The 25,971-nt window shown below is 44.4% G+C and carries 21 protein-coding genes; 9 read left to right on the top strand and 12 right to left on the bottom strand.

Annotated elements, in window-relative coordinates; translation table 11 throughout:
• The first annotated feature begins 53 nt into the window (after positions 1–53).
• Genes ybeD through lipA form a run of 3 tightly spaced genes read left to right on the top strand, consistent with a single transcriptional unit; the run spans position 54 to position 1,938 of the window.
• Positions 54–317: a DUF493 family protein YbeD gene (gene ybeD / locus OAG1_RS06965; protein ID WP_016402205.1), complete on the top strand. Its 264-nt coding sequence runs from the start codon at positions 54–56 to the stop codon at positions 315–317.
• Positions 317–973, top strand: a complete 657-nt coding sequence (gene lipB / locus OAG1_RS06960; protein ID WP_338625183.1) for a lipoyl(octanoyl) transferase LipB — start codon at positions 317–319, stop codon at positions 971–973. Before ybeD ends, lipB begins: the two co-directional genes overlap by 1 nt.
• Positions 970–1,938, top strand: a complete 969-nt coding sequence (lipA, locus tag OAG1_RS06955; RefSeq protein ID WP_016402207.1) for a lipoyl synthase — start codon at positions 970–972, stop codon at positions 1,936–1,938. Before lipB ends, lipA begins: the two co-directional genes overlap by 4 nt.
• Positions 1,939–2,021: 83 nt before the next feature.
• Here the strand turns inward: lipA and OAG1_RS06950 are convergent, their stop codons facing one another.
• From OAG1_RS06950 to OAG1_RS06930, 5 genes are all read right to left on the bottom strand, one after another.
• Positions 2,022–3,242, bottom strand: a complete 1,221-nt coding sequence (locus OAG1_RS06950; protein WP_338625180.1) for an outer membrane protein transport protein — start codon at positions 3,240–3,242, stop codon at positions 2,022–2,024.
• Positions 3,243–3,350: 108 nt separating this feature from the next.
• A complete protein-coding gene (locus tag OAG1_RS06945) occupies positions 3,351–4,340 on the bottom strand; it encodes an efflux RND transporter periplasmic adaptor subunit (protein ID WP_016402209.1) in 990 nt (329 codons plus the stop codon).
• A 3-nt stretch (positions 4,341–4,343) separates the two neighbouring features.
• Positions 4,344–4,841, bottom strand: coding sequence for a magnesium transporter (locus OAG1_RS06940; RefSeq protein WP_338625177.1), 498 nt, complete (start codon positions 4,839–4,841; stop codon positions 4,344–4,346).
• A 69-nt stretch (positions 4,842–4,910) separates the two neighbouring features.
• A complete protein-coding gene (locus OAG1_RS06935; protein WP_338625175.1) occupies positions 4,911–5,405 on the bottom strand; it encodes a hypothetical protein in 495 nt (164 codons plus the stop codon).
• A 48-nt stretch (positions 5,406–5,453) separates the two neighbouring features.
• Positions 5,454–7,430: an alkyl sulfatase dimerization domain-containing protein gene (locus tag OAG1_RS06930; RefSeq protein WP_338625173.1), complete on the bottom strand. Its 1,977-nt coding sequence runs from the start codon at positions 7,428–7,430 to the stop codon at positions 5,454–5,456.
• A 151-nt stretch (positions 7,431–7,581) separates the two neighbouring features.
• Between OAG1_RS06930 and OAG1_RS06925 the strand changes: the two genes are divergently transcribed.
• Entirely contained in the window at positions 7,582–8,511 is a 930-nt protein-coding gene (locus tag OAG1_RS06925; protein ID WP_338625171.1) for a LysR family transcriptional regulator, read from the top strand.
• Between the two features lie 105 nt (positions 8,512–8,616).
• Here OAG1_RS06925 and OAG1_RS06920 read toward each other — a convergent pair whose 3' ends face one another.
• From OAG1_RS06920 to OAG1_RS06910, 3 genes are all read right to left on the bottom strand, one after another.
• Complete coding sequence (locus OAG1_RS06920) at positions 8,617–8,859, bottom strand: hypothetical protein (protein WP_016402214.1); 243 nt, start codon at positions 8,857–8,859, stop codon at positions 8,617–8,619.
• Positions 8,860–8,968: 109 nt separating this feature from the next.
• Positions 8,969–9,553, bottom strand: coding sequence for a PEP-CTERM sorting domain-containing protein (locus OAG1_RS06915; RefSeq protein ID WP_338625169.1), 585 nt, complete (start codon positions 9,551–9,553; stop codon positions 8,969–8,971).
• A 694-nt stretch (positions 9,554–10,247) separates the two neighbouring features.
• Entirely contained in the window at positions 10,248–11,708 is a 1,461-nt protein-coding gene (locus tag OAG1_RS06910) for a DUF3360 family protein (protein ID WP_152781546.1), read from the bottom strand.
• Between the two features lie 360 nt (positions 11,709–12,068).
• Here OAG1_RS06910 and OAG1_RS06905 point away from each other — a divergent pair, with 360 nt between their 5' ends.
• Both OAG1_RS06905 and OAG1_RS06900 read left to right on the top strand, forming a co-directional pair.
• A complete protein-coding gene (locus OAG1_RS06905; protein WP_338625165.1) occupies positions 12,069–14,645 on the top strand; it encodes a DUF294 nucleotidyltransferase-like domain-containing protein in 2,577 nt (858 codons plus the stop codon).
• A 256-nt stretch (positions 14,646–14,901) separates the two neighbouring features.
• Positions 14,902–16,248 (top strand): glycosyl hydrolase family 8, encoded by a 1,347-nt coding sequence (locus OAG1_RS06900; protein ID WP_338625162.1) that lies wholly within the window; start codon positions 14,902–14,904, stop codon positions 16,246–16,248.
• A gap of 42 nt (positions 16,249–16,290) precedes the next feature.
• Here OAG1_RS06900 and OAG1_RS06895 read toward each other — a convergent pair whose 3' ends face one another.
• Positions 16,291–18,054: a sigma-54-dependent Fis family transcriptional regulator gene (locus tag OAG1_RS06895; protein ID WP_338625160.1), complete on the bottom strand. Its 1,764-nt coding sequence runs from the start codon at positions 18,052–18,054 to the stop codon at positions 16,291–16,293.
• 243 nt (positions 18,055–18,297) lie between these two features.
• On the opposite strand from OAG1_RS06895, the gene OAG1_RS06890 reads away from it, so the two are divergent.
• A complete protein-coding gene (locus OAG1_RS06890; protein ID WP_338625158.1) occupies positions 18,298–19,818 on the top strand; it encodes an aldehyde dehydrogenase family protein in 1,521 nt (506 codons plus the stop codon).
• Between the two features lie 73 nt (positions 19,819–19,891).
• Here the strand turns inward: OAG1_RS06890 and OAG1_RS06885 are convergent, their stop codons facing one another.
• On the bottom strand, positions 19,892–20,614 hold the full coding sequence (locus OAG1_RS06885; RefSeq protein ID WP_016402222.1) for an SDR family oxidoreductase: 723 nt from the start codon (positions 20,612–20,614) through the stop codon (positions 19,892–19,894).
• Between the two features lie 133 nt (positions 20,615–20,747).
• Between OAG1_RS06885 and OAG1_RS06880 the strand changes: the two genes are divergently transcribed.
• A complete protein-coding gene (locus OAG1_RS06880) occupies positions 20,748–21,593 on the top strand; it encodes a LysR family transcriptional regulator (protein ID WP_338625155.1) in 846 nt (281 codons plus the stop codon).
• Positions 21,594–21,598: 5 nt separating this feature from the next.
• On the opposite strand, the gene OAG1_RS06875 is transcribed toward OAG1_RS06880, so the two are convergent.
• Positions 21,599–24,013 carry a glycoside hydrolase family 2 protein gene (locus tag OAG1_RS06875; protein ID WP_338625152.1) on the bottom strand — a complete coding sequence of 805 codons (2,415 nt, stop codon included), beginning with the start codon at positions 24,011–24,013 and terminating at the stop codon, positions 21,599–21,601.
• Between the two features lie 402 nt (positions 24,014–24,415).
• On the opposite strand from OAG1_RS06875, the gene OAG1_RS06870 reads away from it, so the two are divergent.
• Positions 24,416–24,982, top strand: coding sequence for a hypothetical protein (locus OAG1_RS06870; RefSeq protein WP_338625150.1), 567 nt, complete (start codon positions 24,416–24,418; stop codon positions 24,980–24,982).
• A 432-nt stretch (positions 24,983–25,414) separates the two neighbouring features.
• On the opposite strand, the gene OAG1_RS06865 is transcribed toward OAG1_RS06870, so the two are convergent.
• On the bottom strand, positions 25,415–25,942 hold the full coding sequence (locus tag OAG1_RS06865; RefSeq protein ID WP_338625148.1) for a histidine phosphatase family protein: 528 nt from the start codon (positions 25,940–25,942) through the stop codon (positions 25,415–25,417).
• Positions 25,943–25,971 lie beyond the last annotated feature (29 nt).

The following is a 25,971-nucleotide window of genomic DNA, read 5'->3' as shown; positions in this document are numbered from 1 at the left end:
TATTTCTAGCTCGACCAAAAATCGCGGCTTAAATCAGTATTCTTAGGTCAGAAATGCAAACTAAATTTGATGAATATTTAGAGTTTCCATGTGATTTTACTTTTAAAATCATGGGCGTAAACAACAACACTTTAGAAGATGAAGTATTAAGTGTTATTCAAGGTTTAGCGCCGGGTGATTACAGCCCTAAAACGCGTCCAAGCAGTAAAGGCAATTACAAATCAATTACCTTGGTGGTTAAAGTTACCAGCAAACAACACATTGAGAGCCTTTACACCCAAATTGGTGCCATTGAAGACGTACGCCACGTACTATAATGCCTGAGCAAAACCGCTTAATCATTCGCCAACTAGGCCTTCAAGACTATTCAAGCATCTTGCAAGCTATGCGTGATTTTACTGATCAACGCAGCGCTGAGCAGGATGACGAATTGTGGCTGGTAGAGCACCAGCCAGTGTTTACTCAAGGTCAGGCGGGTAAAGCGGAACACCTACTAGCCAATAGCGACATCCCAGTTGTGCAAGCAGATAGAGGCGGTCAGGTCACTTACCATGGTCCTGGCCAACTAGTGGCTTACCCCTTGCTCAACTTGCGTCGCCGTAAACTTGGTGTTCGCGACTTAGTCACCATTATCGAACAAAGCATCATCGAAACCCTTAGTCATTATAAGATTGAGGCTTTTGCCAAAAAAGACGCACCCGGTGTGTATGTAGACCAGAAGAAAATAGCCTCTTTAGGTTTACGTATTCGCAAAGGCTGCTCTTTCCACGGTTTAGCATTAAACGTAGACATGGACCTAAGTCCGTTTTTGCAAATTAACCCTTGTGGTTATGCCGGTTTAGAAATGGCACAAATTAGCGACTATGTTGCTAGCCCAAACATTAGTCAGGTTGCCGAACACCTTAGCACGGTGTTAGTGAAGCAGCTGGCTTATAGCAGTACAGAACATCAACAAGGACTACCCACACTATGAGTGCAAAAAAAGTGCGTATGGAGCCCGGAGTAAAACTTCGCGATGCCGACAAAATGGCATTTATTCCAGTGAAGGTAATACCCTCGGAAAAGGAAACCATGTTACGTAAGCCAGATTGGATGCGTATTAAACTTCCTTCTGATAGCACTCGAATCAATGAAATTAAAAGTGCTATGCGCAAGCATAATTTGCACTCGGTATGTGAAGAAGCATCTTGCCCAAACTTGGCAGAGTGTTTTAACCACGGTACTGCTACCTTTATGATTATGGGTGACATTTGTACTCGTCGTTGCCCATTCTGCGATGTTGGCCACGGTAAGCCTTTAGCACTTGATGCCGAAGAACCTGCCAAGTTAGCTGCCACCATTGCCGACATGAAGCTTAAGTATGTGGTAATTACCTCGGTAGACCGCGACGACTTGCGTGATGGCGGTGCCGCCCACTTTGCTGAGTGTGTGAGTGAAATTCGCCAACGCAGCCCACATATTCAAATAGAAACCTTGGTACCTGATTTTAAAGGCCGTATGGATCGCGCTTTAGAAATCTTAGACAAAAACCCACCAGATGTTTTTAACCATAACTTAGAAACAGCTCCAGGTTTATACAAGCAAGTTCGCCCAGGTTCAGATTACCAATGGTCATTAACGCTGCTAAAGCGTTTCAAAGAGCTACACCCCAATGTGCCTACTAAATCAGGCTTAATGATGGGGCTTGGCGAAACCAATGAAGAGATCCTGCAGGTTATGCGTGATTTACGCGAACACGGCGTAACCATGCTAACGCTTGGCCAATACTTGCAACCTAGCCGTCATCACCTACCAGTAGCGCGTTACGTGCCGCCAGAAGAGTTCGATGAACTAAAAGAAAAAGCAGAGGCCATGGGCTTTACTCACGCAGCTTGTGGGCCATTAGTGCGCTCAAGCTACCACGCTGACTTACAAGCCAAAGGCGAAGAAGTGAAGTAAGCTTAGCTAAACCAGTTTCCTCTTCATAAAAAAACCAGCAATTACATGCTGGTTTTTTATTGCCTTGCGCTTAATACCACAAACTAGAACTGGTAGTTAAACAATACACCAAAGAAATGAACTGCCGCCTCATAATCACCTTTTAACGAGCTTTCCGCAGCTGAGCCTTCGAATAAGGTGTAATCAATACTTGGGGTGCCGCCGTAGTAGTACTCGTAATACATTTGCATCCGCCAATTTTGGTTAATCTTGTAGCTAGCACCAAGCCCAAGTTTCCATAACTCTCCGGTAGGCACATCTGGGTATTGTAAGCTCGGATCATCTTGCGATGATGTCTCGTAATATACACCACTTTCTAAGCGCCACTGCTGGTTTAAGGGGTAATGCATACCAACACTGGCAGAAAAGGTGTCTTGCCATTCTCGCGCGATGCCTGCTTCACGATTAGCCAGCGAAATAGCTGTTTCAGACACTTTGCTAAAATCGCTCCAGCCTAAACTCCATAATAAAGCAGGTTTGCTTTCAAGTTGGTGATAACCACTAACAATGGCCACAGCTGGCATAATAATGTTAATGGATGAAGAACTGCTGCGATTGTCAGAGCTAATATCACCATCCATATCGTGGTTTAACTCAGAGCGATAAGTAAAGCCGATACGATTGTCGTCATTAAATTTATAGAGGCTGCTAAGGGTGTAACCAAACTCGATACTGCTACCTTCTGCCGAGACTGAAGGTAAAAAGGAATCGGAGTGACCTGCAAAGTTTTGTTCTAATACGCCATATTCAGCAACCAAGCCTAAACCTATCGACCAGTCATTATTCACTTGGTAAGCAATGCTAGGATTAAACTGTACAGTGGTTAACTGCGCATCTTGTAGCAATAGAGAACCTGCGAAATTCGGCCCATAATCAATAATGGAACCGCCGGCAGATGCTATAGCTAAACCAACAGACCAACGATCGTAAAGCGGAGTAACGGCATATATAGATCCCACCGGCATCGCAGTACCAGCTTTCGAAAATGATTCCCCACCCGCAAACACGCCAGTTGAACCATTGTCGGTATAGTTAATGTTAGACACCATACCCTGCACATTAAATGCAAGTGTGGTGGTGTTAAGTTCCGTCATGGCAGCAGGGTTAGCAAAAGCTGTTTCAGCGCCTTCGGCAACGGCTTGAGCCCCTGCACCAGCAGTGCTAATGCTCATCATGCCAAGTTCGGGGAACATGTAAGCGCCGGCATAAGCTTTTCCAAATAAGAAGGAAGCACTTACTAGCAGCAGCATTTTGATTGTATTCATGAATAACCTAAGTTCAGCACTAAGCAAAATTAGTGCTGTAAAAAATAATAAGTGGGGAATGGAACGTGTGTTGTACGCCCTCACAATGGGCGTACTTTTAAACAGCTATTACATCGCGTTTAAGTAAGACTTATAAGAGTGCAGGCGCACCGTAGCCGCGCCAATAACATCAATAAAGCCGAAGAATGGATGCGGTTTATTAGCCGAAATCCACGCCGAACCCGTAGCGCCAATAGGGATAACTTTACCTTCGGGTTCAACAATTTCTAATATTACCGTTCGGCCATGCGAGCTGGCGTTTGCTCCCACATGTTGGCGAACACTTTGCGGGCCCTGCATTGGTGAGACCGCTGACTCTCCGGTACCTGCAGTAAGGCTGTGAACTCTAGCTCGGAAAATCTCGCCTGGATAGGCGTCTACATAAAACTCAGCAAACTGCCCTACCTCAACGTAACGATAGGTTTGATCCGGAATACGCATTTCCATAAATTTGCGCCCAGTATCGTATATATGCATGTTGCCCACGCGGCTTCCGTCGGCCACATTAACCACTGCAACTTGGCCATCAAATGGCGCACGAATTGTTTTCCTTTCCTGTTCAAACTCAGTTTTTTTAGCGTCTGCATGTAGCGAAGCGAGTGCCGAATTAGCAATACGTAATTGCGAATGGTAGTACTCAACCTCACGCTGTTTGAAAATTTCTGGTGATTTTTTAGCCCTAGCCACATCACGCTTCAACTGGGCAATAGCCTCTTCTTGTTTAACAATAGAGGCCTTTATCTTCTCTAACTCGGCACTCGACGTTGTGTCGATAAGGGTGTAAATCACCTCACCTTGTTTAACGTATTGATTATGCTCTACATGAATTTTATCGATTTGTTCGCGCAATAGCGGCGACAATACCGAATGCGGAGCTTTAACCGTTGATGAGTAACTTAAATCTACCGGCGCCCATAGGCGAGAAAGCACGCCTAGCAATACCAAGATCATAAGTCCACCAGATACAATCCAAAACGCGCTTTTTAATGTCCATTTAATCGCCCCAGTAGAAACTAAAATCCACATAATTAGGATGTAAGGAATCATTACCTCTTTCATTGCTTAGGCCTCTGAATGTTCGGATGGACGACGAGGAGAATGCGCTTTTTGTCTGCCATTACTAATAATCTTGCTAATCGACGCGCCAATATGTGCCCAGTTAGCAAAAGCAATAATGATGGCTAACACCCACCAAGCCTTATGCAGAAATAGGCCACATAACGACAAAGCAAAAACCAATTGAATATGTGCACTTTTTTTCTCATGTGCTTTATGCACTGCTACTTCGTGTAACTCCCACAGCAAATAAGCCACAAACCCTACTAAGGCGATAGTGACGGCAAACAGGTACCCACTAAAATACTCAGAGTTAAATAACACCATCATGGTGTGATTAGGTGTGTTGCTGTAGATGCTCATGTCGATGTCTTTAGAATTGATCGTTCCCATTGGGGCTAACAAATAAGCACCACCCAGCATCACCAACATGAAGCAGGTAAACTTAACTAACACCATAAAGATGATGCGGATCTTAGAAATAATCGTGCGAAGTAGGCGCATAAAGCCCTCCTCAAAATAAAGTTGAAAGCCGCTAGCAATGTTCAAAAAATCTTGCCAACGCCTTAATGTTTAAGCCCTAGCTAAAAACAGCGATGCAAACCAACGCTCTAGTTGCGCTACATCCTCGGCATTGCCATTTATGGCAATCAAACCTTGAGCGTGCGCCTGCCGCCAACTTAGCGTTCCTGATGCAAGTGCGTCTAATACATCCAGCTCGGTGATCACCAGCAACTCTTGTTGACTAGGCCGGGTATCACGCCCCACAATTTTCAGCTTTGGCTCAAGCAAAATTTGTCGATAGTGCCCTTTAATTGCCTCAAATAAGCTAAAACTAATTTTGTCTGGATTAGCTTTAGCTAGGCTACGCATAAACAAATAAAGCCGAAATTGCTCAGGCTTATTAGCATTGCCTAAAGCGTCACGCATTCTCGCGTTTACAACACTTTCAACTACCGCTAAAGAGCCAGGTTCGGTCTGTAAATACAAACCGGTACTCTGGTGAAGGCCACATGCAGATACTGCGATTGGAATAATGGCCAAAAGATAGCTAAACAATCTAAACATCTGAGTCCCCTCAAAAGAGGGGCCACAAGGGCCCCTTACCAGCTTTGCTTAGCGTACAATTAGCATTAAGTCTTGTGGGCGAGTTGCTTGGTCAAAGTAGCTCATGAATAAACCGAAGTCTTTAATGCTGCCTTCTGCAAAACTAAAGCTGCCTGTTTCCATATTGCGGGCGATCACTTGCAGTGCATTTGGTCCAGCCATGAGTATTTGGTTAAGCACTGCACGAGATGTGTTGATCTGCACATTGGCCTCAGTTAGCACTTCTTCATGTAACTGAGCAATACCATTGCGGATCTCAATAGTGAAAGACTCACCAGTATCAGCAAAGCTGTAGCTCATAGACATGTTCACATCTATGGTTTTTTCAGCAATTAAGGTAGCGGTCATCATGTCGAAGATTTGTTTGCTTGGTAGCGCCGTTAATACGTCAACCGAGGCAAAACTAATTAGGTTAGAGAAATCACGCTCTCCCTCTAGCTCAGCTGCAGCATTAAGAGCCCAGTTACGCCAATTAATGTTTACTTGCTCAGCAGACCAGGCTTTATAAGCATCGGCCTTAAGCTGGCGAGCCTGCATATCGTCTTTATTCACGGTAATTGGGTACGATAGGATCTCTGCGGCAAAAGTGTAGTTTTTGGCTTCAATTGCCGCTTTTGCTGTGTTGATAATGTTGTCACGTCCGCCCATTAGCTCAACAAAAGCCTTAGCGCGTTGCTGATAAGCCATCGGTTCTAGTTGCCAAGGATCAGCTTCAAAGAAGCCCACATAGCCAACGTAAATCTGACGAACAGCATGCGCAACGGTGCCGTAGTGCTCGCCTAACCAAGGATGCTCTGCTAGATGCTTAGGTAACTTCACCACTTCAACTAATTCGTCAGGTGTTAATCCTTTATTCATGTAACGAATAGTTTGGTCATGGGTATATTGAATCGCATCTCGATAAGCCGTTAAAACGTTAGCTACTGCTGCTTTACCTTCAACTGGACGGCCATGTGAGTTGATCATGATTTCAGTATCAAACTGACGCATCACATCAATACCTTTAAACCACATTGCTGGGTCGCGGAACTTAGTACCACGAATAGTGTGTAAGTTAGGGAAGTTCTCACCTTGTAATACTTCCGCAGCATGCAGGATTTTTTGCTCGGGTAAGTAAACAACCACTTCGTCTTTAGTCTCAGAAGGTACGTTTACAATTTGCATGTGCACGCCAGCAATAGTGATATCTAAGGTAGCGTTGGCCGCAATTAGTGTATTAGGCTCAATAAAAGAAATAGCGCCCTGCATAAAGCGCGGGCCAAGACCGTCGTTTACGGTACCGTGTTCGCCCTCTTCAACATGCTTTGCCCCAGTGTATGAAGTACGGTGACCAAACAAGGTACCAAGGTTAGATGACCAGTTTGCTACCGCATCGGTTAGGCCGTCCTGAGCAATAATTTTAACTGCACCAGAGCTTACCTCTTCATCGCTAACCCAAGCTCGCACACCAGAGATGTGGTCGATATGATTGTGCGAGTAAATTATTGCTTTCACAGGCTTAGTGGTGATTTGCCTAAATTGCTGTTTAACCGACTCAGCCATCTCTACAGACTCACCAGGATCAACAATGATGATGCCATCATCACCTTCAATCATAACTGGTGTATCAATACCAAATCCGTAGCCTAGGTAAACATTGTGATCTACCTGAATGATGGCTTGATCCATCTTGCGGCTATGTTTAGTCAACGTTGGGTGAACATGCTCAGATTCAGCCGTGTAAGCTAACGTCTCACCGGTTTTAGACAATACCTTGATTCGCTCACCTTTACCCCAGAACAGGTTTGATGAATGCTCAATCAACACGCCGTCGTTATAGCGAGCACCTAAATCAATATTTTGGTATTGGCTTGCTGCACTCGTTTGCAGTTCTTGTCCTACGCTAGAGCTAGCTTCGATTACGGGTGTTGCTTGGGTATATCCCGCTACAAGCAAAGTACTAGAAATAGCTAGTGGCAATAACACCTGCTTACATCGATTTGTCATAGTTCAACCTTAAAGCCTTACAATTATGAAATTGCAGCCACTTTATTTATATCTGGAGCATTAAAAAATAGGCTGATATGATTTCAAACTATCGTAAATACGATAATTACTTATAAGAGCTTTAGCACTAGCGTTAAATACGGTGAGCAAAATGCACAACGATATCCCCAAATACAATTTGCTGGCGGCATTTGCAGCGGTAATGGAGCATGGCAGTTTGAGCAAGGCAGCAGAGCACCTAAATACAAATCAGTCGACCATTTCAACTATGCTAGGGCGCCTAAAAAATGAGGTACAGCAGGAACTGTTTATTCGCAGTGGTCGCGGCGTTGCCCCCACCAATTATTCGGTAAACCTTTACGCGCAAATTCAAGAGCCGCTGCAGCAACTTAATTCGGTGTTCCACTCCTTTGGACAGTTTGACGCTGCTCACTCAAAACGAAATTTTGTAATAACCGCTCCCGAGCACTTACAGTGGGTATTGCTCGATCAGTTTGCCAAGCTGCCCAATAAAAACATCAGCCTCGAAGTGTTCGACCAACCGGTATACGAAGAAAACATATACGACGCTTTAATCACGCAAGAATACGACCTAATGATTGATATTCTGCCGCCCAAAGAGCCAAGCTTGAATAGCCAGAAACTCTATGACGGCGACTTTGTGGTGGTATGTAGCCAAGACCACCCTAGGATTCAAGGCAGCTTATCTGAAGCGCAGTATATGCAAGAAGAGCACGCAGTATTAGAAAGAAAACGACAACACCTTTACACCATGAGCCACTATACCAATATTGATTTAAGCAAACGGCGAGTGGCTTACCACGGTGGTTCGTTGTTTAGCAATATTATGATGTGTAGCCAATCACACTACCTGTCTGCTGTGCCTCTATCCATGGCGTTACAGTTTGAAGAACGGCTACAGCTGCAGGTTTTTAGACCACCATTCGAATTTAAACCTGTGTCCAATTACCTTATTTGGCCGAAAAAGGTTAATCAAGATCCCGCAAATACTTGGCTGAGAAATGAGTTGATTAACATAGCTAATAAAATTGAAGAATATATGCAGGAAAATTTTCAATAAGTGCCCAAGACTTAGTTTATGAATTTACGCTTGGCAAAAGATAAATCTATTAGCAGCACAATAAAAAAGAGAGCCTTAAGGCTCTCTTTTTAAATACTTATTCAACTAGTTTGGTGAAGCCGTTAAACCACCACCACCAGCGCCGCCGCCGTTACCCGGCAAGCTAGGCACAAAGTCTGGCAAACCCGCACTAGCTAACAAGTTAGCTGTAGTAATAGGCGTTCCAGCACTAATCGCTGCAAACAAATCGTTTGGAGACAGCGTTGGTGCTGCAGGCGCATCGGCCGCAACGGCATAGGTACTAGAAAGCAACAAAGCTGCTGTCAAAGTCCGTTTTACGTAAACCATAATTGGCTCCTTCTGTTACAACGTCGAACAAAATATAAACTACATATAAAAACAGCTATTAACAAGATTAATTAAATGAAAATTCAATGACCCTGTAAGCCGCTATAGTTTATTTAGCGAATAATGAACCGCGCATTCTTCTGCCCACAATGGCAAGTAAACCAAATAGCACTAAGGCATAACTTGCTGGTTCTGGAACTGAAAATTGCTTACCGCCAATTACACTTCCTTCAACTGCAGCAACCACTGTCCAAGCGCCACTTTCTACTAAGCCGTCGTCAAACAAACTGCTATCACTCCATACAGCAAGAACATCAAAGGTAGGCTGCCAAGCTTCGATTTGATCCCAAGAGTAAGGGTTATAGTTTTGCCACACTAAATTAGCCCCATTAAACCAGTAAAACTCGAGGTCCAATAGGCCATTTAAGTAGCTGCCAGTACCTTCATCTGTAGTTTCATCTAACATATCAAGATCAAGCATAAATGCCGCTCGAATGTCAGAGCCTGCGTCAAACACGCTTTGAGCAACAGGAACGTTAGGAAAAGCAGTCGGATCACTAAAAGGTGTTGGAAAATCACCTAAATAGGTTTCCACTCCCGGTGCTTGCACTGGGTTGTCGCTAGTTAACATTACCGTTGCATTTGCCGACATAGCCATAAACAATGTCGTTAAGGTTAATAGTAGTGCTTTCATTGCTCAGATCCTTTGCTGTTATTAAAAGGTATTCCTTTAACGCACTAGATTCTTCGCAAGTACTAAGCCAAATCTATAGAAAGACTTATAAAATAATTAAGACTATGTTTTATAAAGATTTTATTTTTAGCACACCAAAACCACAAAGTGATGCAGATCACACAAAGTGTAAGCTATATCGACAAAGCAAACCTTTATCAAAGCGCTTCTAGCCTAGGTTTATATGACAATTTGCAGTAGTAGCCGCTAGGCGAGGCGCTATATATCTATACATCCGCTGTTTCTAAAAGTTCTGGTATTTGTCTTTAAGCAAGTAAAAAACACCAGCATTTAAAATGATGAAATTTTTCTACAGAATATTACGTCGAAAATTTAATCAACCGCAAAATACCACTCAATAAATGATGTTTTTATGATGTTTTGATGAAAGCGCTATTCATCATAAATATGGTCATTACAGCGCTAGATCCTAACCAAAGAATAAAGTGTAAAGAAATCCGACACCGAAAAACATCAGCAAAAACAACTGGAATTAGTGCTTATCGGCATTTAAAGCGAGCGGCTTTAGTCAGAAAACAAAAGGTAAAAGCCCAATTAATGTAGTTAAGGTACTTTGGTATTAGTGTTTCTTGAGGAAGTAAAAAGGCAGCCAACGAGGCTGCCTTGTAGCTAAACCAGATTGCATTTATCTCGTTTAATTACCAATTAAAGCTGGAATGCCAGGGAGCTGCCCCACCATCGCTAGCGAACCCACACAAATCACAAAGGCAATGCCTGGAATAAGGTACTTATCTTTAGCCGATAGTTCTTTAGCGCGCTCATGGTCGCCAATTAAGCCCATGTTATCTAGGAGCATGGTAGTGGCCCAACCAAACACTGGGTTAACAAAGGCACAGGCAAAAATACAAATACCGGCACTTAAAGAATCTTTGTGCTTGTGAATCATTTGCATGCCAGCTTCAAGCAAAGGCAAGAACACCCCAACGATAAGAGCAACACGCAACACTGGCTCCCACATGGCTAAGTCCATTGGATAACCAAGTACCGATGCCAATACACACAAGATACCGGTTAGCAAAGCGCCACCGGGAATCGGGCGCTTAGCAATAGCAGCAGGGATCATGTAGGTTCCCCACGATGAGGCTAAGTTACCTCCGCCCAATAATGCACCAACACCTTGACGCACCGATGCACCCACCATGGTGTCATCCACATCCATTAACACGCCTTTGGCTTCTTTCGGATAATTAAGCTCTTGGAATACACGGTGACCTAAATAGTCTGGAGACCACATAGCTACCGCAAGCAAGGCAAAAGGAATAACCGCAATGAAGTGCTGAAGATTAGGCCAACCCAATTGCCAACCAGTATCTTCACCCCACCAGTAAAACGGGCTGAAATGTGGTAAGCCAGGTGCGGTGGTAAAGGCAAAATCTGCTCCACATACATAGGCAACAATGCCTGCTAAAGCTGAACAAAGCGGAATAGCTAACCAACGTTTACCTACTTTTGCTAAATAGGCATACACTAAAACGGTAACGCCAATCACCGCAAACGATATGTAACCTTGGTCACCGGCAGATGCCCAAGCTTCGGTTTTGTTTATTTGACCAATTAAGCCCACAGCACCAAGGTAAATCAACAAGCCCCCTCTAACACCAACCCCGGTTAGTGTCATTAACTTAGAGCCCCCCTTGGTATAAGCCAAAATCAAACCAAATACACACACCATTAAACCCAGCGCGAGTGGGTGTCCTCCTGCGGCGGCAATTAAAGGAATTAAGGGGATCATTGGCCCATGAGTACCGGCCAAGTTTGCATTGGGGTTTAAAATAGCAGAGAACAAAATTACAAATAAGGCGCCTGCAATAAGCAGCTCATAACGTACGTTTTCAGCAACAAACTCTGGCGATAAACCAAACTGTGCAGCGAACGCTGCAACCATTGCGGTTACCATTACAACTTTACCTATGGTGGCGGCTAGCGCAGGTACCCAATCTTCAATTTCAATACTGTAATCTCGAAGCGGTAAATGGATCCCCCAACGGCGAAAACTCATAATTTTGAGATCGTGGTTCAAAAATTCTTCACGGTTGTCGAATTCCTGCGCTTTTCGGCGCATATCTCTATAGAATGTCTTGTTCTTACTAGACATGTTTTTACTTCCTATGTAATTGCGGGGGCCATTGCGCGTTAACTTCCATTTATGCTCTGTATGTTAACCTTCGGCTAACACGAGACGACATCCCAGACGCTACAGAACACCTAGTAAGCAGGTGCCTAAAAGCTGGGAGCTAAAGCCACATATTTTCCCGCAGGCTGAAAAAAGGGTACGATACGCGCCCTTAGTAACTGGTACTGGAAAATTTGTCTTAGTATAAGACAATAAAGTTTGATGACTTTTTGATTTAGATTACTTTTCATGCAAGTTAACTGCTTTTTATTTTACCCTTTCATCGATATGCTAATTCTCTACTAATTGTTATGCTGAACTTAGTTCAACCAACTGATTACGATGAAAATTTCCGAGCACGCGCAGCGCACAGAACAGCTATTTGGCATACGAGCAGAAGACATCCATAAATGGATTGACGGCTTTTTCGACCACGACGGATTTGATCACTACCTGCGTGAAGGCAAGCTAGACCAATACGACCCTTACGACCATCGCAGGTTTAGACACTGCAAAGAAGCACTTCAAGAAGCCTACCAAGAGTTCGATGGCAAATACTCTCGCCAACAAATTAAGAACGTTGTCGAAACACATATTAAAGATGATTACGACGGCTACCTGCCTTCTCGTGCCGATTTTGAAAATGGTACGTTTACTGCCAAATACCATGACGCCACCCACAATGAAGAACTGAGCGCGGTATTAGACGCCAAAGAGCTAGCCGAATATTTTGATGGCCTGCGTGATAACGAAGCTAATCAACAAGGTTTTATTGGCAGCTTTGCTTTTCGCATTGTACTGCCCACCATTTTGGCCATTATATTGTTTGTCAGTGCGGTTGCTTTGGTGATTATCCCGCTGGTAGAAGACTCGATGATGGGTCAAAAACAGCAAATGATCAAAGAGCTCACTTCCTCGGCCATTAGCATTGTCGACAGTTACGTAGCGCGAGAACAAAGCGGAGAACTAAGTCTAAGCCAGGCACAGGCGAAAGCGGCCACCGAGCTAAAAGCGATGCGCTATGGTGATGAAAACAAAGATTACTTCTTCATTACCGACATGCATCCACGAATGATCATGCACCCCTACCGTAAAGACTTAAAAGGCCAAGATCTCACTCATTACTCAGACAATGAAAACAAAAGTGGCAAACACATTTTTGTTGAGTTCACCAAGCTGGTTAAAGCCAACCATGAAGGCTACTTAGAATACCTCTGGCAATGGAAGGATGATGCCAACAAAACAGCGCCCAAACTTAGCTACGTGCAAGCAGTGGAAGAGTGGCAATGGATAGTCGGAACCGGTGTCTATTTTGACGATGTGCAAAAAGAAATCGATAAGCTAGAACAAACGCTGTTTACCACCTTCTTCCTCATTACCTTGGGGCTTAGCGCTATAATGAGCTACATCATTGGCCAAAGCCGAACTATCGAAAACCGGAAAAAACGTGCCGAAGTAGCCCTGCACGAGGCAAAAGATCGTTATAGAGCCTTGGTTGAATCATCCAACGAAGGTTACATTCTAGAAGCCGACGGCGATATTCTTTACTCAAACAACCGGCTACATCGTATGCTGGGTTACAGTGACTCAGAGCTTCAAAGCACCACTATTTGGCAGCAGCTATTTCCCGCCAACCCCAAAAATACCCCTTTATTGCAGCATTTAGGTGAACTGTTCAAACACTCCGCCGAGCCTGCAGAGTTTGAAGCTTGCTTAAGCACCAAAAGCGGCAAACAGTTAGATATAATAGTTAGCTCATCAAAGATATTCTTTTCTGAAAAACAGGGTCATGTGATTTCATTTCGCCCAATAACCCGAAAGATTTATGGCGGCGCCTATGGTCTTGTAAAGCAAGTCAGCGATTACCAAGTACTGAATAGTCGCGTGGTCGAAGATATTGCGCTTAGCGATAGCCAAGGCGGCGTGGTAGAAACCCTTAATCAACTGCCAGACTTAGTACGCGAGATGATTGATGCAGGCTCTCGCCCTGATAATCTTCGCCGAGCTATTGGCAGTGCCTACGATGCAGCCATCTGCCGATTTATAGAGCTAAGCATTCAAGAACTAGGAAAGCCGCCGGTCCCCTTTTCCTTTATTTCCTTTGGCAGCAATGCTCGCCACGACATGACGCTATTTTCAGACCAAGACAATGCCATTGTATTTGAGACGCCCAAGGATCCAAGCAAACTAAAACAAACCAGACGTTACTTTTTGCATCTAGCCGAGCGGGTTTGTGGCCTGCTCAACCAAGCCGGTTATCCCTATTGCGATGGTTTGATTATGGCCACCAATCACCAATGGTGCCTAAGCCTAGATGAATGGACCGCAAACTTTAGCACTTGGATTAATCACGCCAAGCCTGATTCGATATTAGAGTTAAATGTATTTTTTGATATACGTGCTACCTATGGAAAAAAGCAGCTGGTCGATAGCATTCAACAGCATATTCAAACTACTGTGCAAAACCAGCCGCAGTTTCTAGCCACCTACGCCAAAAATTGCCTATCTTACAAAGTGCCACTCACTAGCTTTAAACAAATCAAAACCGAGAATATCGACGGCGTAGAGTCAGTTAATCTAAAAGCCTGTTTACGCCCCATGGAAATTTTTTGCCGAATTTACGCACTTAAACACGATATTCGCGAAGCGAACACCATGACAAGACTTAAGCAGCTAGCCGCCAAACAAGAAATCGACGCCATGAGCTTTCGCGAGATGGTCTACATTTTCGACCATATTTGGCAGCTGCGCTTTATGAATCAAATTGTGGAATACACAGACTTACGTAAGGTAAATGATGTACTGGCCTTGGCAGATTTAACCGAGCTAGAGCAACAAAATCTGCGCAACGTATTGAAAAGAATTAGCTTATTTCACGACAAAATTAGCCATGATTTCCTCAATGCTAAATCTAGCTAAAAGAAAATCTATAAATGAACAATAATTCCCCTCCGGTAATTACTAAATTTACACAGCTGCTTTTACCATATTTGTTTGCCTTGGCCAGACTAAGCTGATGCAACGCAAACTATCCAGATTTCACAGTCTTTTGCGGAAAATCACAGTATAAGCTCCCAGCCCTTTGCACTAGCCTGAATACATCGTTTGGCTTAGCACGTATTTAAAAGCCCTATGAACAGTGATTACAATTAGAACAAAGGTAACAAAGCATATTATGACTATGAATACTTTTACCACCCACCGTAATACCCTAATGAAAACGGTGAAAACCTTGGCGTTTTGCGCCTTGCCTTTAGGTTTAGCCTCTTGCGCGGCACCCGTTGAGCAATCTTCTGCTCCAGCAACTAAGCAAAGCAACACTAGCACCAGCAACATTAGTGCTCCTGGGGCTTTTTATACTGGTGAATACCGCAATGCCTTTGTTGAGCTAGGTATCGCTTCACCAGAGCAAGTGAATAAGAAAGTACAAGATACTTACCAGCAGCTGTTTTACTCTGATTCTCGCAGTGAAAGCGGCAAAGCGGTGTTTTTCCCGGTTGGTGACGACATGGGCTTCATTAAAGATATTGGTAGCAACGATATTCGCTCGGAAGGTATGTCTTACGGCATGATGATCGCCGTGCAAATGGACGACCAAGAGATGTTCAATAAGCTTTGGAAGTTCTCTAAAACTTACATGCAACACCATGAAGGCTGGTACAAAGATTACTTTGCTTGGCATCTAAGACCAGAAGCACCTTTTGCCAAAATGGATAACAACCCTGCACCAGACGGCGAGCTTTACTTTGCTATGGCCTTATTCTTTGCAGAGAACCGCTGGGGTGCCGGTGAAGGTATTTTCCAATATAGCGATGAAGCTAACGTAATTCTGCAAGCCATGGTTAACAAAGAAGAAACTGACTCGCAGGTTCCGATGTTTAGCCGCGACGAGAAGCAAATCTTATTTGTTACCGAAAAAAGCCTAGGTTTATACACCGATCCGTCTTACCACGTTGCTGCTTTTTATGAGCTACTGGGCCGTTGGGCAGATGAAGACCAACAACTATGGCTTGATGCCGCACAAGTAAGCCGCGATTACTTGTATAACGCAGCCCACCCAGAAACAGGCTTGTACTCTGAATACGCAGCTTTTGATGGAACTCCACAAAAAACCTCGTTTAACGATATTAGCCATAAATCTGGTTACGATGCGTTCCGCGTAATTGGTAACATTGCCATGGACTACCATTGGTTTAACGATGACCCTCGCCAAACCGAGCTAGCTGACCGTTTAATTTCGTTCTATGCCGACGAGTACAAACGTAAAGGTCAAAACTTTGCGGTACATGAAATGGGCGGAAAGATTGCATCTGAATGGGGCAGCTCTGGCCAAAACGCAATGAACGGCACTGCTGCTTTAATTACCGATAGCCAAGAAGCCAAAGAGTTCACCGAACGTTTGTGGAAACAAGCTACGCCAACCGGTAAATGGCGTTACTACGACGGCTTATTACACATGTTTGCAGTACTGCAAATGTCGGGTGAATATAAGATTTACGGCCCAACAGACGCAAATCAGTAAACAACTACCTTAAAAAACCAAAGAGAGCCTAGGCTCTCTTTTTTAATGTTTAAGTTTTAGTTGGCGTAACTTGCGATACAAGGTATTGCGGCTAATCCCTAGCAGTTTGGCACTTTTTGTCACATTACCTTGGCAATGCTGATAAACCTGCGCGATGTTTTGCTCAATGGTTTGCTGCAGCTCTGCTTGTTCACAGTTTTGCTCTAGCGGGCTAGTTAAGACCAGTTGCTGTTGCAACGATTCGGGTAAATCAGCACTGCGTAGCAAGGCTTGCTGCTCGGTCATTAAACAAGCCACTTGCATAAAATTGTCTAGCTCACGCAAATTACCCGGCCAAGTATACGCCAACATTTTGCTAAACAAACGTTGCTCTATATCTTGCTTATGCTCGCAATAACGTTGGTGAAGCTTATTGATGAGCAAACCAATGTCGCTGCGCTCTCGCAGGGCTGGCAGGCTTATCTGCAAACCTTTTAAGCGATAGTAAAGATCTTCTCTAAACAAGCCTTCACTCACCCTTTGCTGCAAATTAACATGCGTTGCTGCAACCACTTGAATGTCTACCTTATAGGCCTGATTGCCACCCACCGGCACAACTTCTCGCTCTTGCAGCACCCGTAGTAAACGAGCTTGGGCAGCCAAAGGCATTTCACCAATTTCATCTAAAAACAAAAAGCCACCATCGGCTTGACGAATTTTCCCCACAAAACCCTTAGGGTTAGCCCCAGTAAATGCGCCTGCTTGATACCCAAACAGCTCTGCTTCCACCAGCTCGTTTGGCAGGGCTGCGCAATTTACGGCTTGTAAGGCCTTGCTAGCTCGTTGGCTTTGTTGGTGCAGCTGTTTTACAAAACGCTCTTTACCTACACCAGTTTCACCTAAAATGAGCAGTGGAATTGATTTACTCACCACCTTGCAAGCTTGCCACCAAGCGGTATTAACCCGAGGATCGCGAGACTCACTCTTGCTAGTAATACTTTTACTAACGATTGGCCTTGCTTTTAAAGCCTTAGTTTGCAGATGAAGGTTTGCCTTATCTGCCAAGTGAGCTTGCTGCCAATCCTCACCAAAGTGACTGGCCAAGGCTTCGCCTACATGTAACTTATCCACCAACTGACGCGCCATTGGGTTTAAGCCTAATACCTTGCCTTCGCTGTCAGCCACCACAATGCCTTGCCAACCAGAGTTGAGCAAATGCGGCTGCGCGGCAAGATCAACCCGATAATGGCTCTCGGGCAACTGGCATAACAAAGCTGTTTCAACTTGTTGGGCTAGGCTGGCAGCAAGTAACATGGTTTGCTGAGTATGCCGCTGCTGCTCGCTGGTAATATCTAAAATGGCTAGCATTTCTCCCTTCGGACTAAAGATTGGGCAAGCGCTGCAACTCATAAAGCGATGCTGTTGAATAAAGTGCTGCTCGCCAATTACCGATACTGCTTGCCCAGTGGCAATAGCGGTACCAATCGCATTAGTGCCTTTATATTGCTCTAACCAATTCACCCCAGTCTCTAGCGCAATAGTTGCCAACTTATCGTTATAGCGTTTCACTCCCCAATGGTGAATAAGGTAACCGTCTACATCCGACAAAATGAGCCTGCTAGAACTATGGGCCATTACTTGCTCAAACAAGGGATAGGCGTAGCGCTCTACCAATGCAATCAACGCTTGTTGTCGATGGTGACGCTCTGCCAACTCGGTTTTAGCCAAGCGTAAAACCTGAGGAACGACTTGCTCTTGCAGGCCGGCATCTTGGCTACGTAACCAAGATGCATTAATAGAGCTAGGAAGTTGTAGCTTGTTGGTCATTGCAGTGTTCCATAGTGAGACAATGTAACTGTGCCAAAAAGTAACAGTGTGACAAGCCCATTAAGCCGGCTAGTTTTCGCTACTCACACTGTGCAAAATTGTTTGTGTGAATAATCATAGTTTTACATTTTGTTAACAACAAGTTTCTGTGCAATGGCTTAGCACTTGCTATGTAAAGCGCAGGCGTGTCACGAAATGCGCTCACAAGAAACATATTGATAACAAAACAAAAAGGAATTGACTATGGTTTACGCACAGCCAGGTACCGAAGGTTCGTTAATCACTTTTAAAGAGAAATACAACAACTTTATTGGCGGCGACTGGGTAGCGCCAGTAAACGGCCAGTACTTTGATAACCCTTCTCCGGTTAATGGTGAGGTTTATTGCCAAGTGGCCCGCTCAGACGCTGACGATATCGGTCTTGCTTTAGATGCTGCCCATGCAGCCAAAGAAAGCTGGGGAAGTACTTCAGTTACCGAGCGTTCAAATATGTTGCTGCGCATTGCCGATAGGATTGAACAGAACCTTGAGTATTTGGCCGTGGCCGAAGCTTGGGAAAATGGCAAAGCGATCCGTGAAACGCTCAATGCCGATCTGCCTCTTGTGGTTGATCACTTCCGCTATTTTGCTGGCTGTATTCGAGCTCAAGAAGGCGGTGCAGCCGACTTAGATGCCAGCACTGTGAGTTATCACTTCCCCGAGCCACTAGGCGTTGTGGGTCAAATTATTCCTTGGAACTTCCCAATGCTAATGGCGGCCTGGAAGCTCGGCCCAGCCTTAGCAGCAGGTAATTGTGTGGTGCTTAAACCCGCCGAACAAACCCCTGCCTCCATTATGGTACTAATGGAGTTGATAGAAGACCTTATTCCAAAAGGCGTGGTGAACATAGTAAACGGATTTGGTGAAGAGGCTGGCCAAGCCTTAGCCATTAGCCCTCGCATTGCCAAACTAGCGTTTACTGGGTCAACCGAAATTGGCCAACACATTCTTAAATGTGCGGCAGATTCATTGATTCCTTCCACTGTAGAGCTAGGCGGTAAATCGCCCAATGTGATATTTGCCGATGTCATGGACCACGAAGATGAGTATTTGGATAAAGTGATTGAAGGCCTACTTCTAGCCTTTTTCAACCAAGGCGAGGTGTGTACTTGCCCTTCACGCGCACTAATTCAGGAATCTATTTACGATAAGTTTATGCAGCGGGTATTAGAGCGAGTAAAAACCATTAAGCAAGGTGATCCCTTAGATGTTAATACCCAAGTTGGCGCTCAGGTTTCTAAAGGGCAGTTAGACAGAATTATGAGTTATTTAGAGATAGGCAAAAACGAAGGCGCTGAGGTATTAACTGGTGGCGTCACCGCAGCGTTGCCGGGTGAGCACAATAACGGCTATTACGTTAGCCCGACTATCTTAAAAGGCACCAATGACATGCGAGTATTTCAGGAAGAAATATTCGGCCCGGTCATCTCTGTTACCACCTTTAAAGATGAAGCAGAAGCACTTGCCATTGCTAACGATAGCGAATATGGCCTAGGCGCAGGAGTATGGACACGCGACATGAACTTAGCGCAGCGTATGGGACGAAAAATTGAAGCAGGTCGAGTATGGATAAACTGCTACCATGCCTACCCTGCCCATGCTGCGTTTGGCGGCTACAAGCGCTCGGGCATTGGCAGAGAAACCCATCAAGTAGCAATTTCTCATTATCAAAACACCAAAAACCTACTAGTGAGTTACGACGTTAACCCACTAGGCTTCTTTTAAGCTTTAACAGTCAGCCATAAAAAAGAGAGCTTAGGCTCTCTTTTTTGTTTGCTATCTTAATGACTAATAATACCTAAGCAGGTTGGCCAGTGGCAGCGAGTACTACTTCACGAATACACACGTTTTGCGGCTGGCCATAAGCGTAAGCGACAGCGTCTGCAATGTTTTGGGTATTAAGCACGCCACCCATTTCTTCTTTCCATACTTCATAACCATCTTTAATCTCTTGGCTGGTTGTATGGCTAAGTAATTCGGTTTCTACCGCGCCTGGGGCAATCACGGTTACCCGTACGTTATCTCCTGCCACTTCTTCGCGAATGTTCTCACTTACCGCATGAACCGCAAACTTAGTACCGCAATACGCAGCATGGCTAGGAAAGGTTTTACGCCCAGCAATTGAGCTAACATTAATAATAGTACCTTGCTGGCGCTGCTTCATGCCAGCTAATACCAAGTGAATACCATTAAGTAAGCCCATAACATTTACGTCCAACATGGTTTTCCACTCGCTAGGTGCTTGCTCGTGAGCCGCACCTAATAACATGACTCCGGCATTGTTTAACAACATATCTACTGGGCCATACAAGGCTTCGGCATCTTTAATTGCTTGCTCAAAATCGGCAAGCTCGGTCACATCAACTTTACGACAAAGGGTATTTGGCAGGTTTAGCGCTTCCAACCGCTCAATACGACGCGCTACCAATAACAGCGGATGCCCCGCAGCCGACAAGGTTTTTGCACATGCTTCGCCAATTCCAGAACTGGCACCAGTAATAACAACTAAAGGCTTAGACATAAGATTCTCCAATACATAAATAACCCACCACAAGGCGCTACATTTGCGCTTGCTGCTTTATTGGCGCTAACTATAGTTCTGCTATATATAGGTGTAAAATATCGATTTCCTTTGGTTGTTATAGGCAATAATTATGGATGCGCGTTTACTAAGATCCTTTGTGGCAGTTTTTGAAGAGCGCTCGATGACAGCAGCCGCCGAGCGTTGTTATGTCTCTCAGCCATCACTATCTTCGGCCATTAAACAGCTTGAGTCTGAGTTAGGGGTTCAGCTATTTATTCGCCATAAGCGCGGGGTTGATTTAACCGACCAAGCTCATCACCTTTACCCGATGGCCGTTCAAACGCTAGGTCAGCTCAAGCGCATGTCTAATCTGTTTGCTGAGCAACCGGCCAGCCTGCCGATTAAACTGGCTAATTTTGACGACCTAAGCCCTAGCTTGTTGGCGGAGTTTATTCAGCACTGTAAAAGCCAACAGCCATTGTTTAGCTTTGAGCTACTCGATCACCAAGATAAAAGCGCTCAGGCTAGGTTAACTCTTGATGTGTTTAAACAAGAAGACGAGCTATTCATTCCGCTTTGGCAAGAAGATTACGTACTGTGCGTACCTCGCCAACACCCTCTCGCCCAGCAAAACCAGGTAGAGATTGCAGCTTTAAACAATTACAACTTTATTGAATGTGTAGTGTGTGAAGCCCACCAACAAACCTTGAGTTTGCTGGCTTCACAAGGTTTTGCAGTTAACTTGGTCGCCAAAGCGCAACACAAAACCCAAGTTAAACATTTGGTAAATGCAGGCATTGGCATCTCTTTTTTACCTAAAGGCGTGCTCGAAACAGCGCCGCAACTACAGCAAGTAAAACTGCTAGCACCTCGTATGTACCGCAGCATTGGTTTATGCATAAAAGCCAGCGCCAGTGCTAAACCTGCGCTAGCCGCATTAATTGATGCGGCAAACACATGGCCAAACAACAACTAAACGAGCTAATAGCTATCCGCCAACTGGTAAACCCGCAAACTACTCACCATGGATGCAAAGTCATCACCCAAATATTTGATAGTTTGCGGCTGATTAGCCAACAAAGTAATGCTTGAATCGGAAAAGCGTCCCGGAGCATCACTTTCTAAATGAACAAAAAATGCCGGTTTATCTGCTAATAAAATAATGGTTCTAGTACTTTCATCCACCGCGCAAGAGACCTTAGCCTTGGCTAAAGGTAAGTTTTTGTAGCTATCCCCTACCCAAGTATTTTGAACGCGAGAACCTTCACATGTGAGTGAAACAATCAAAAAGCCTTGCGTACGCCACTCATCAAGTTGAGCTTTAGCACATAGCCACGCTGATACATTGGCATCTGGCTCAAGGCTTAAGGCTAACTGCTCGCTAAATTCCACCTTGCCTTGCCAGTTAACTCGCTGGAGATACGCTTTAATAGATTTGGTTTTGGGGCTGTCGTTAATTATCCGCAGTTCTAAACCCTGCTCATCCTCTATAAAACTCGGGTATTGCGGAGCAAAAAAGCGCTTGGCGTGATAGTGCAACTGCTTCCAGCGGCCGCTATATTCGATGCTCGACCACGAGCTTACCGGCCAATTATCATTAAGCTGCCAATACAGCATTCCTCTACATTGGGGGCTATTAGCTCGCCAAAAATCACAGGCCGTTTTTATCGCAAGTGCTTGTTGCACTTGGCTCAAATAAAGCATTTGTTCAAAGCTTGCCGGAAAGCGGAACATCCGCGTAAACAACTCGGTAATAATGCTATTACCACTAGGGTTCTTTTGATGCGCTTCAAAAGTGGGTGAGCAAATATTCCAGTCATCTTCGGGTACAAAGCTTTTCACCTCCGCTAATGACGGCCAAGACTGATAGCCAAACTCAGAGCAAAAGCGTGGCTTAATTTGTTGATAAGCAGAGAAGGATTTACCCGAATGCCAAACATCCCAAAAGTGCATATCGCCTTTACTATCATCATGCCATGCATCGCCATAATCTAATGCGCCATTACAGGGCGAACTAGGCCAGAATACCCGGCTAGCATCATGCTGCTCCACCGTCTGTTGAATAGCGCGATTAAGCCTGTCGTAATTCACCACATAACGTTCTCGATTAGCTTTGGATTCTGGGTACCAGTTAATTGCACCAATCACTTCGTTGTCGCCGCACCACAGCACAATACAGCTATGGTCACGTAAACGTTGAATTTGGTCGCTTAATTCAAGCTGCACGCTTGCTACAAACTCATCGGTACTGGGATACAATGAACAGGCAAACATCATGTCTTGCCACACCATTAAGCCTAATTCATCACACAGTTGATAAAACTCATCAGCCTCGTATTGGCCGCCGCCCCAAACCCGCAGCATGTTCATGTTGGCGGTTTTGGCATCAGTTAATAGCTGACGATAACGCTCGGCTGTTTGCCTCGATGGCATCGCATCAAGCGGGATCCAGTTAGCGCCTTTGGCGGTAATGGGGCAATCGTTAATCACAAAGGTCATGGCAGAACCATGGCTGTCGGCTCGTGTATCTAGCTCTAGCTTTCGCAAGCCAATCTTCTTCTCAATAAGCTGCTCAGCCAACTGAACTTGCAGCGAATATAAAGACTGCTCACCATAACCTGCTGGCCACCATAGCTGTGGCTCCGCAATGTGGAATCGGGCCTCAGTAATGGATGATTCAGTTGCGGGCTGTATTTGCAAGGCATGCTCTGCAAATTGAATATCAATTGGTGAGTGGCAAGATGAGTCATGACTAACCTTAACCAACACATCCACACTGTTGTCATGCCACTGCTGCTCAACTTGCACAGCTAACAATCGAGCTTGGTTGGTGAACTTAATTTCCACCGGATCGTAGATACCATTCACCATCAAACAAATTCCCCAATCCCAGCCAGCATGGCACTGCGACTTGCGCAAACTGTTCATATAAGGGATTTGGTTGTTGCCCATGGAAGATGGGACGGCAAAGGGTAAAGTGCTTGCTCGTTGCTTTGCGGCTAAATCAGAACGGGAAAACCGCACTTGCAGCTGATTACTGCCAGCCTTTAAATAAGGCTTAATATTAAAAGACCACAAACGAAACATATTGTCGCATTGCGCGACTAAATGCTGGTTAATATAGATATCGGCAATGGTATCGACACGACCTAAATGTAAATCGATAAAGTCGCTGTCGAACTGCTCAGCACTTACCTCAAAGCGGCTAGATATCACCCAGTTAGCCTGGCCCACCCACTGAACATCTGCTTCATTGCAGGCTTGATAAGGATCGGCGATTAAGCCCGCCTCAAGCAAAGCAGAATGGTTATCACCGGGAATCTGGCAAGCTACCTTAATCTCTGGATATTCTGGAGAACTTAACAGCCAAGCTTGGTTTAGGAATATCTGCGTCATTTAAGCACTCACTAAGCATTACAACATAAGATTTATAAGCAGCCTACGTAGTGCAGATATCAGGAACAAGAGATAGAGAAATGCTTTGTGGAAGGTATCAAAAATTACCGGTGTTGGCTGATAGAGTTTCAAGAGAGTTGTCATAGGGTTATAGCATTTTTGTAACTTTGTGCTTATAACTTCATCCACAAAAACACTGCGTTCATACACCTGTAAATGGCAGCTACGGTTTTCCACAGACGCCTGCACACCTCCATGCTGACACTTTTGTTACTTTTAGAGCTAGATGGCTGATGTAGCTTAGGAAAGGTGGTAATCTGTTTTCATTAAGTATATGACAACAAGAGGACTTTCTTATTTTAAACATGGAACATCTCCTCTTAATAAGTCGCTAGGGGAACCGTGAACGAAACACAGCAACACTATATAGAAACCATTTTGCCCTATAGGCTTTATGCTGTGGGGGCATTTGAAATGGCTTTGCATTTAGTAGCCGAATTTCCGGAAGGAGCAGATATTGAGTGCACTTTCGATGGAAAGCCGAAAATACAAGGAAGATCCACTGCCATAACAAATCCAACTATTGAAATGGGAATTGTTCACTCTAGAGTTCTATTTGAGTTCTTGGGTCTTAAACTCAATTCAAAAATGAACTTGGCTCCCACTACACCAAGAAAAACCGATATAAGTATTGAGAGTTTTGGTCTTGAGAAAGTGTCAGCTGAGGAGGCATTAGCACCATGTAATGGTGACAAAACCAAGGCTGGTGAAGCTGTTATTAATACACTAAAGGCTGCAAATAAACTGGTCGCTCACTCTACAGACATCATAAAAATGGATAACGACTCTATCAAAGGACACCTGATGACATGCAAGGCAATACCAGTTCTATTTAATCTTTACTTTTTTAAAAAGCTTGGCTTGCCCATGCCTAATAGTGAGATAGAGAAAAATGTTCACAGCTCCTAACAAAGCAATGAGTTGGAAACCGCTAAAGCAGCCCTCAAGATCACGGCGTTAAGTTTCTCTATGAAAATATCATCAGTTCAAAATAAGTATTATCGATATAGTTGTATATTTGTCTCTTTAACTGGATACATATGGGCAGCAATTTTTGTACAGCCTAAAATGCATGGTGGCACTATTTTTCAAAAGTTACTTCCCTACATAATTATTGTGGTTTGTGGCTATTGTTCATTAGAATGGTGGCGCGGTTGTTCTCGGTTTTATTCTAAATGTCTAGTTGGGATATGGGGTTCTACTTATTTTATCTTGATTCTTGTAGGACTCTTTTTTGGAGTGTCGAGATTAATTTAAATCTTTTAAGCTAAAACCTATGTAACCCAAACTTCTTCGTCATTTTATGATGCTTTGTAGATGTGCTTTGCTCCAAAAACAAACCTACAACTTCGCCGCCAACTTCTTGGGCGTATCAAACAGTCGCAAATAAGCACTCTGCTCACTCCAATTCTGCCACTCTAAACCAGCCTCAATCACCGCTAGGCTTGCGGTAGGAAACTTAATTAAGTCTTCACCGGTTAAGTAGTTTACTAGGTCTTCAAAGGCTGGGTTATGCCCTACTAGCGCAATTTTACTTATTTGCTTAGGCAAGCTTTGAATATGTACCAGCAAATCTGCCCAGCGAAATGTATATAGGCTGTTTTCACAAGTGATTTGAAGGTCGACCTCTACCTCACTGCCTTTAAGGTATTGGCTGCGCTGTGCTAACCAATATTCGCAGGTTTGCTGGGCTCGCAGTGCTGGTGAGTAATGTACTAATTCAAGCTGAGAAAACTGGCTCGCGTAGTGGCTTGCCATAAGCTTTGCGGCCTTGTGGCCGCGCTCTGCTAAGGGGCGTTGTCTATCACCTAAACTTGGATCGCCCCAACTGGATTTAGCATGGCGAATTAACCAAAGTTGGCGAGACATACGCATACTCCTGCATCCCAAAAACAAAA

Source organism: Agarivorans sp. OAG1, assembly GCF_037076485.1.
In the GTDB taxonomy this organism is placed as follows: domain Bacteria; phylum Pseudomonadota; class Gammaproteobacteria; order Enterobacterales; family Celerinatantimonadaceae; genus Agarivorans; species Agarivorans albus.
The sequence above is the reverse complement of the archived record's forward strand: the minus strand, read 5'-3'. Positions and strand labels throughout refer to the sequence as shown.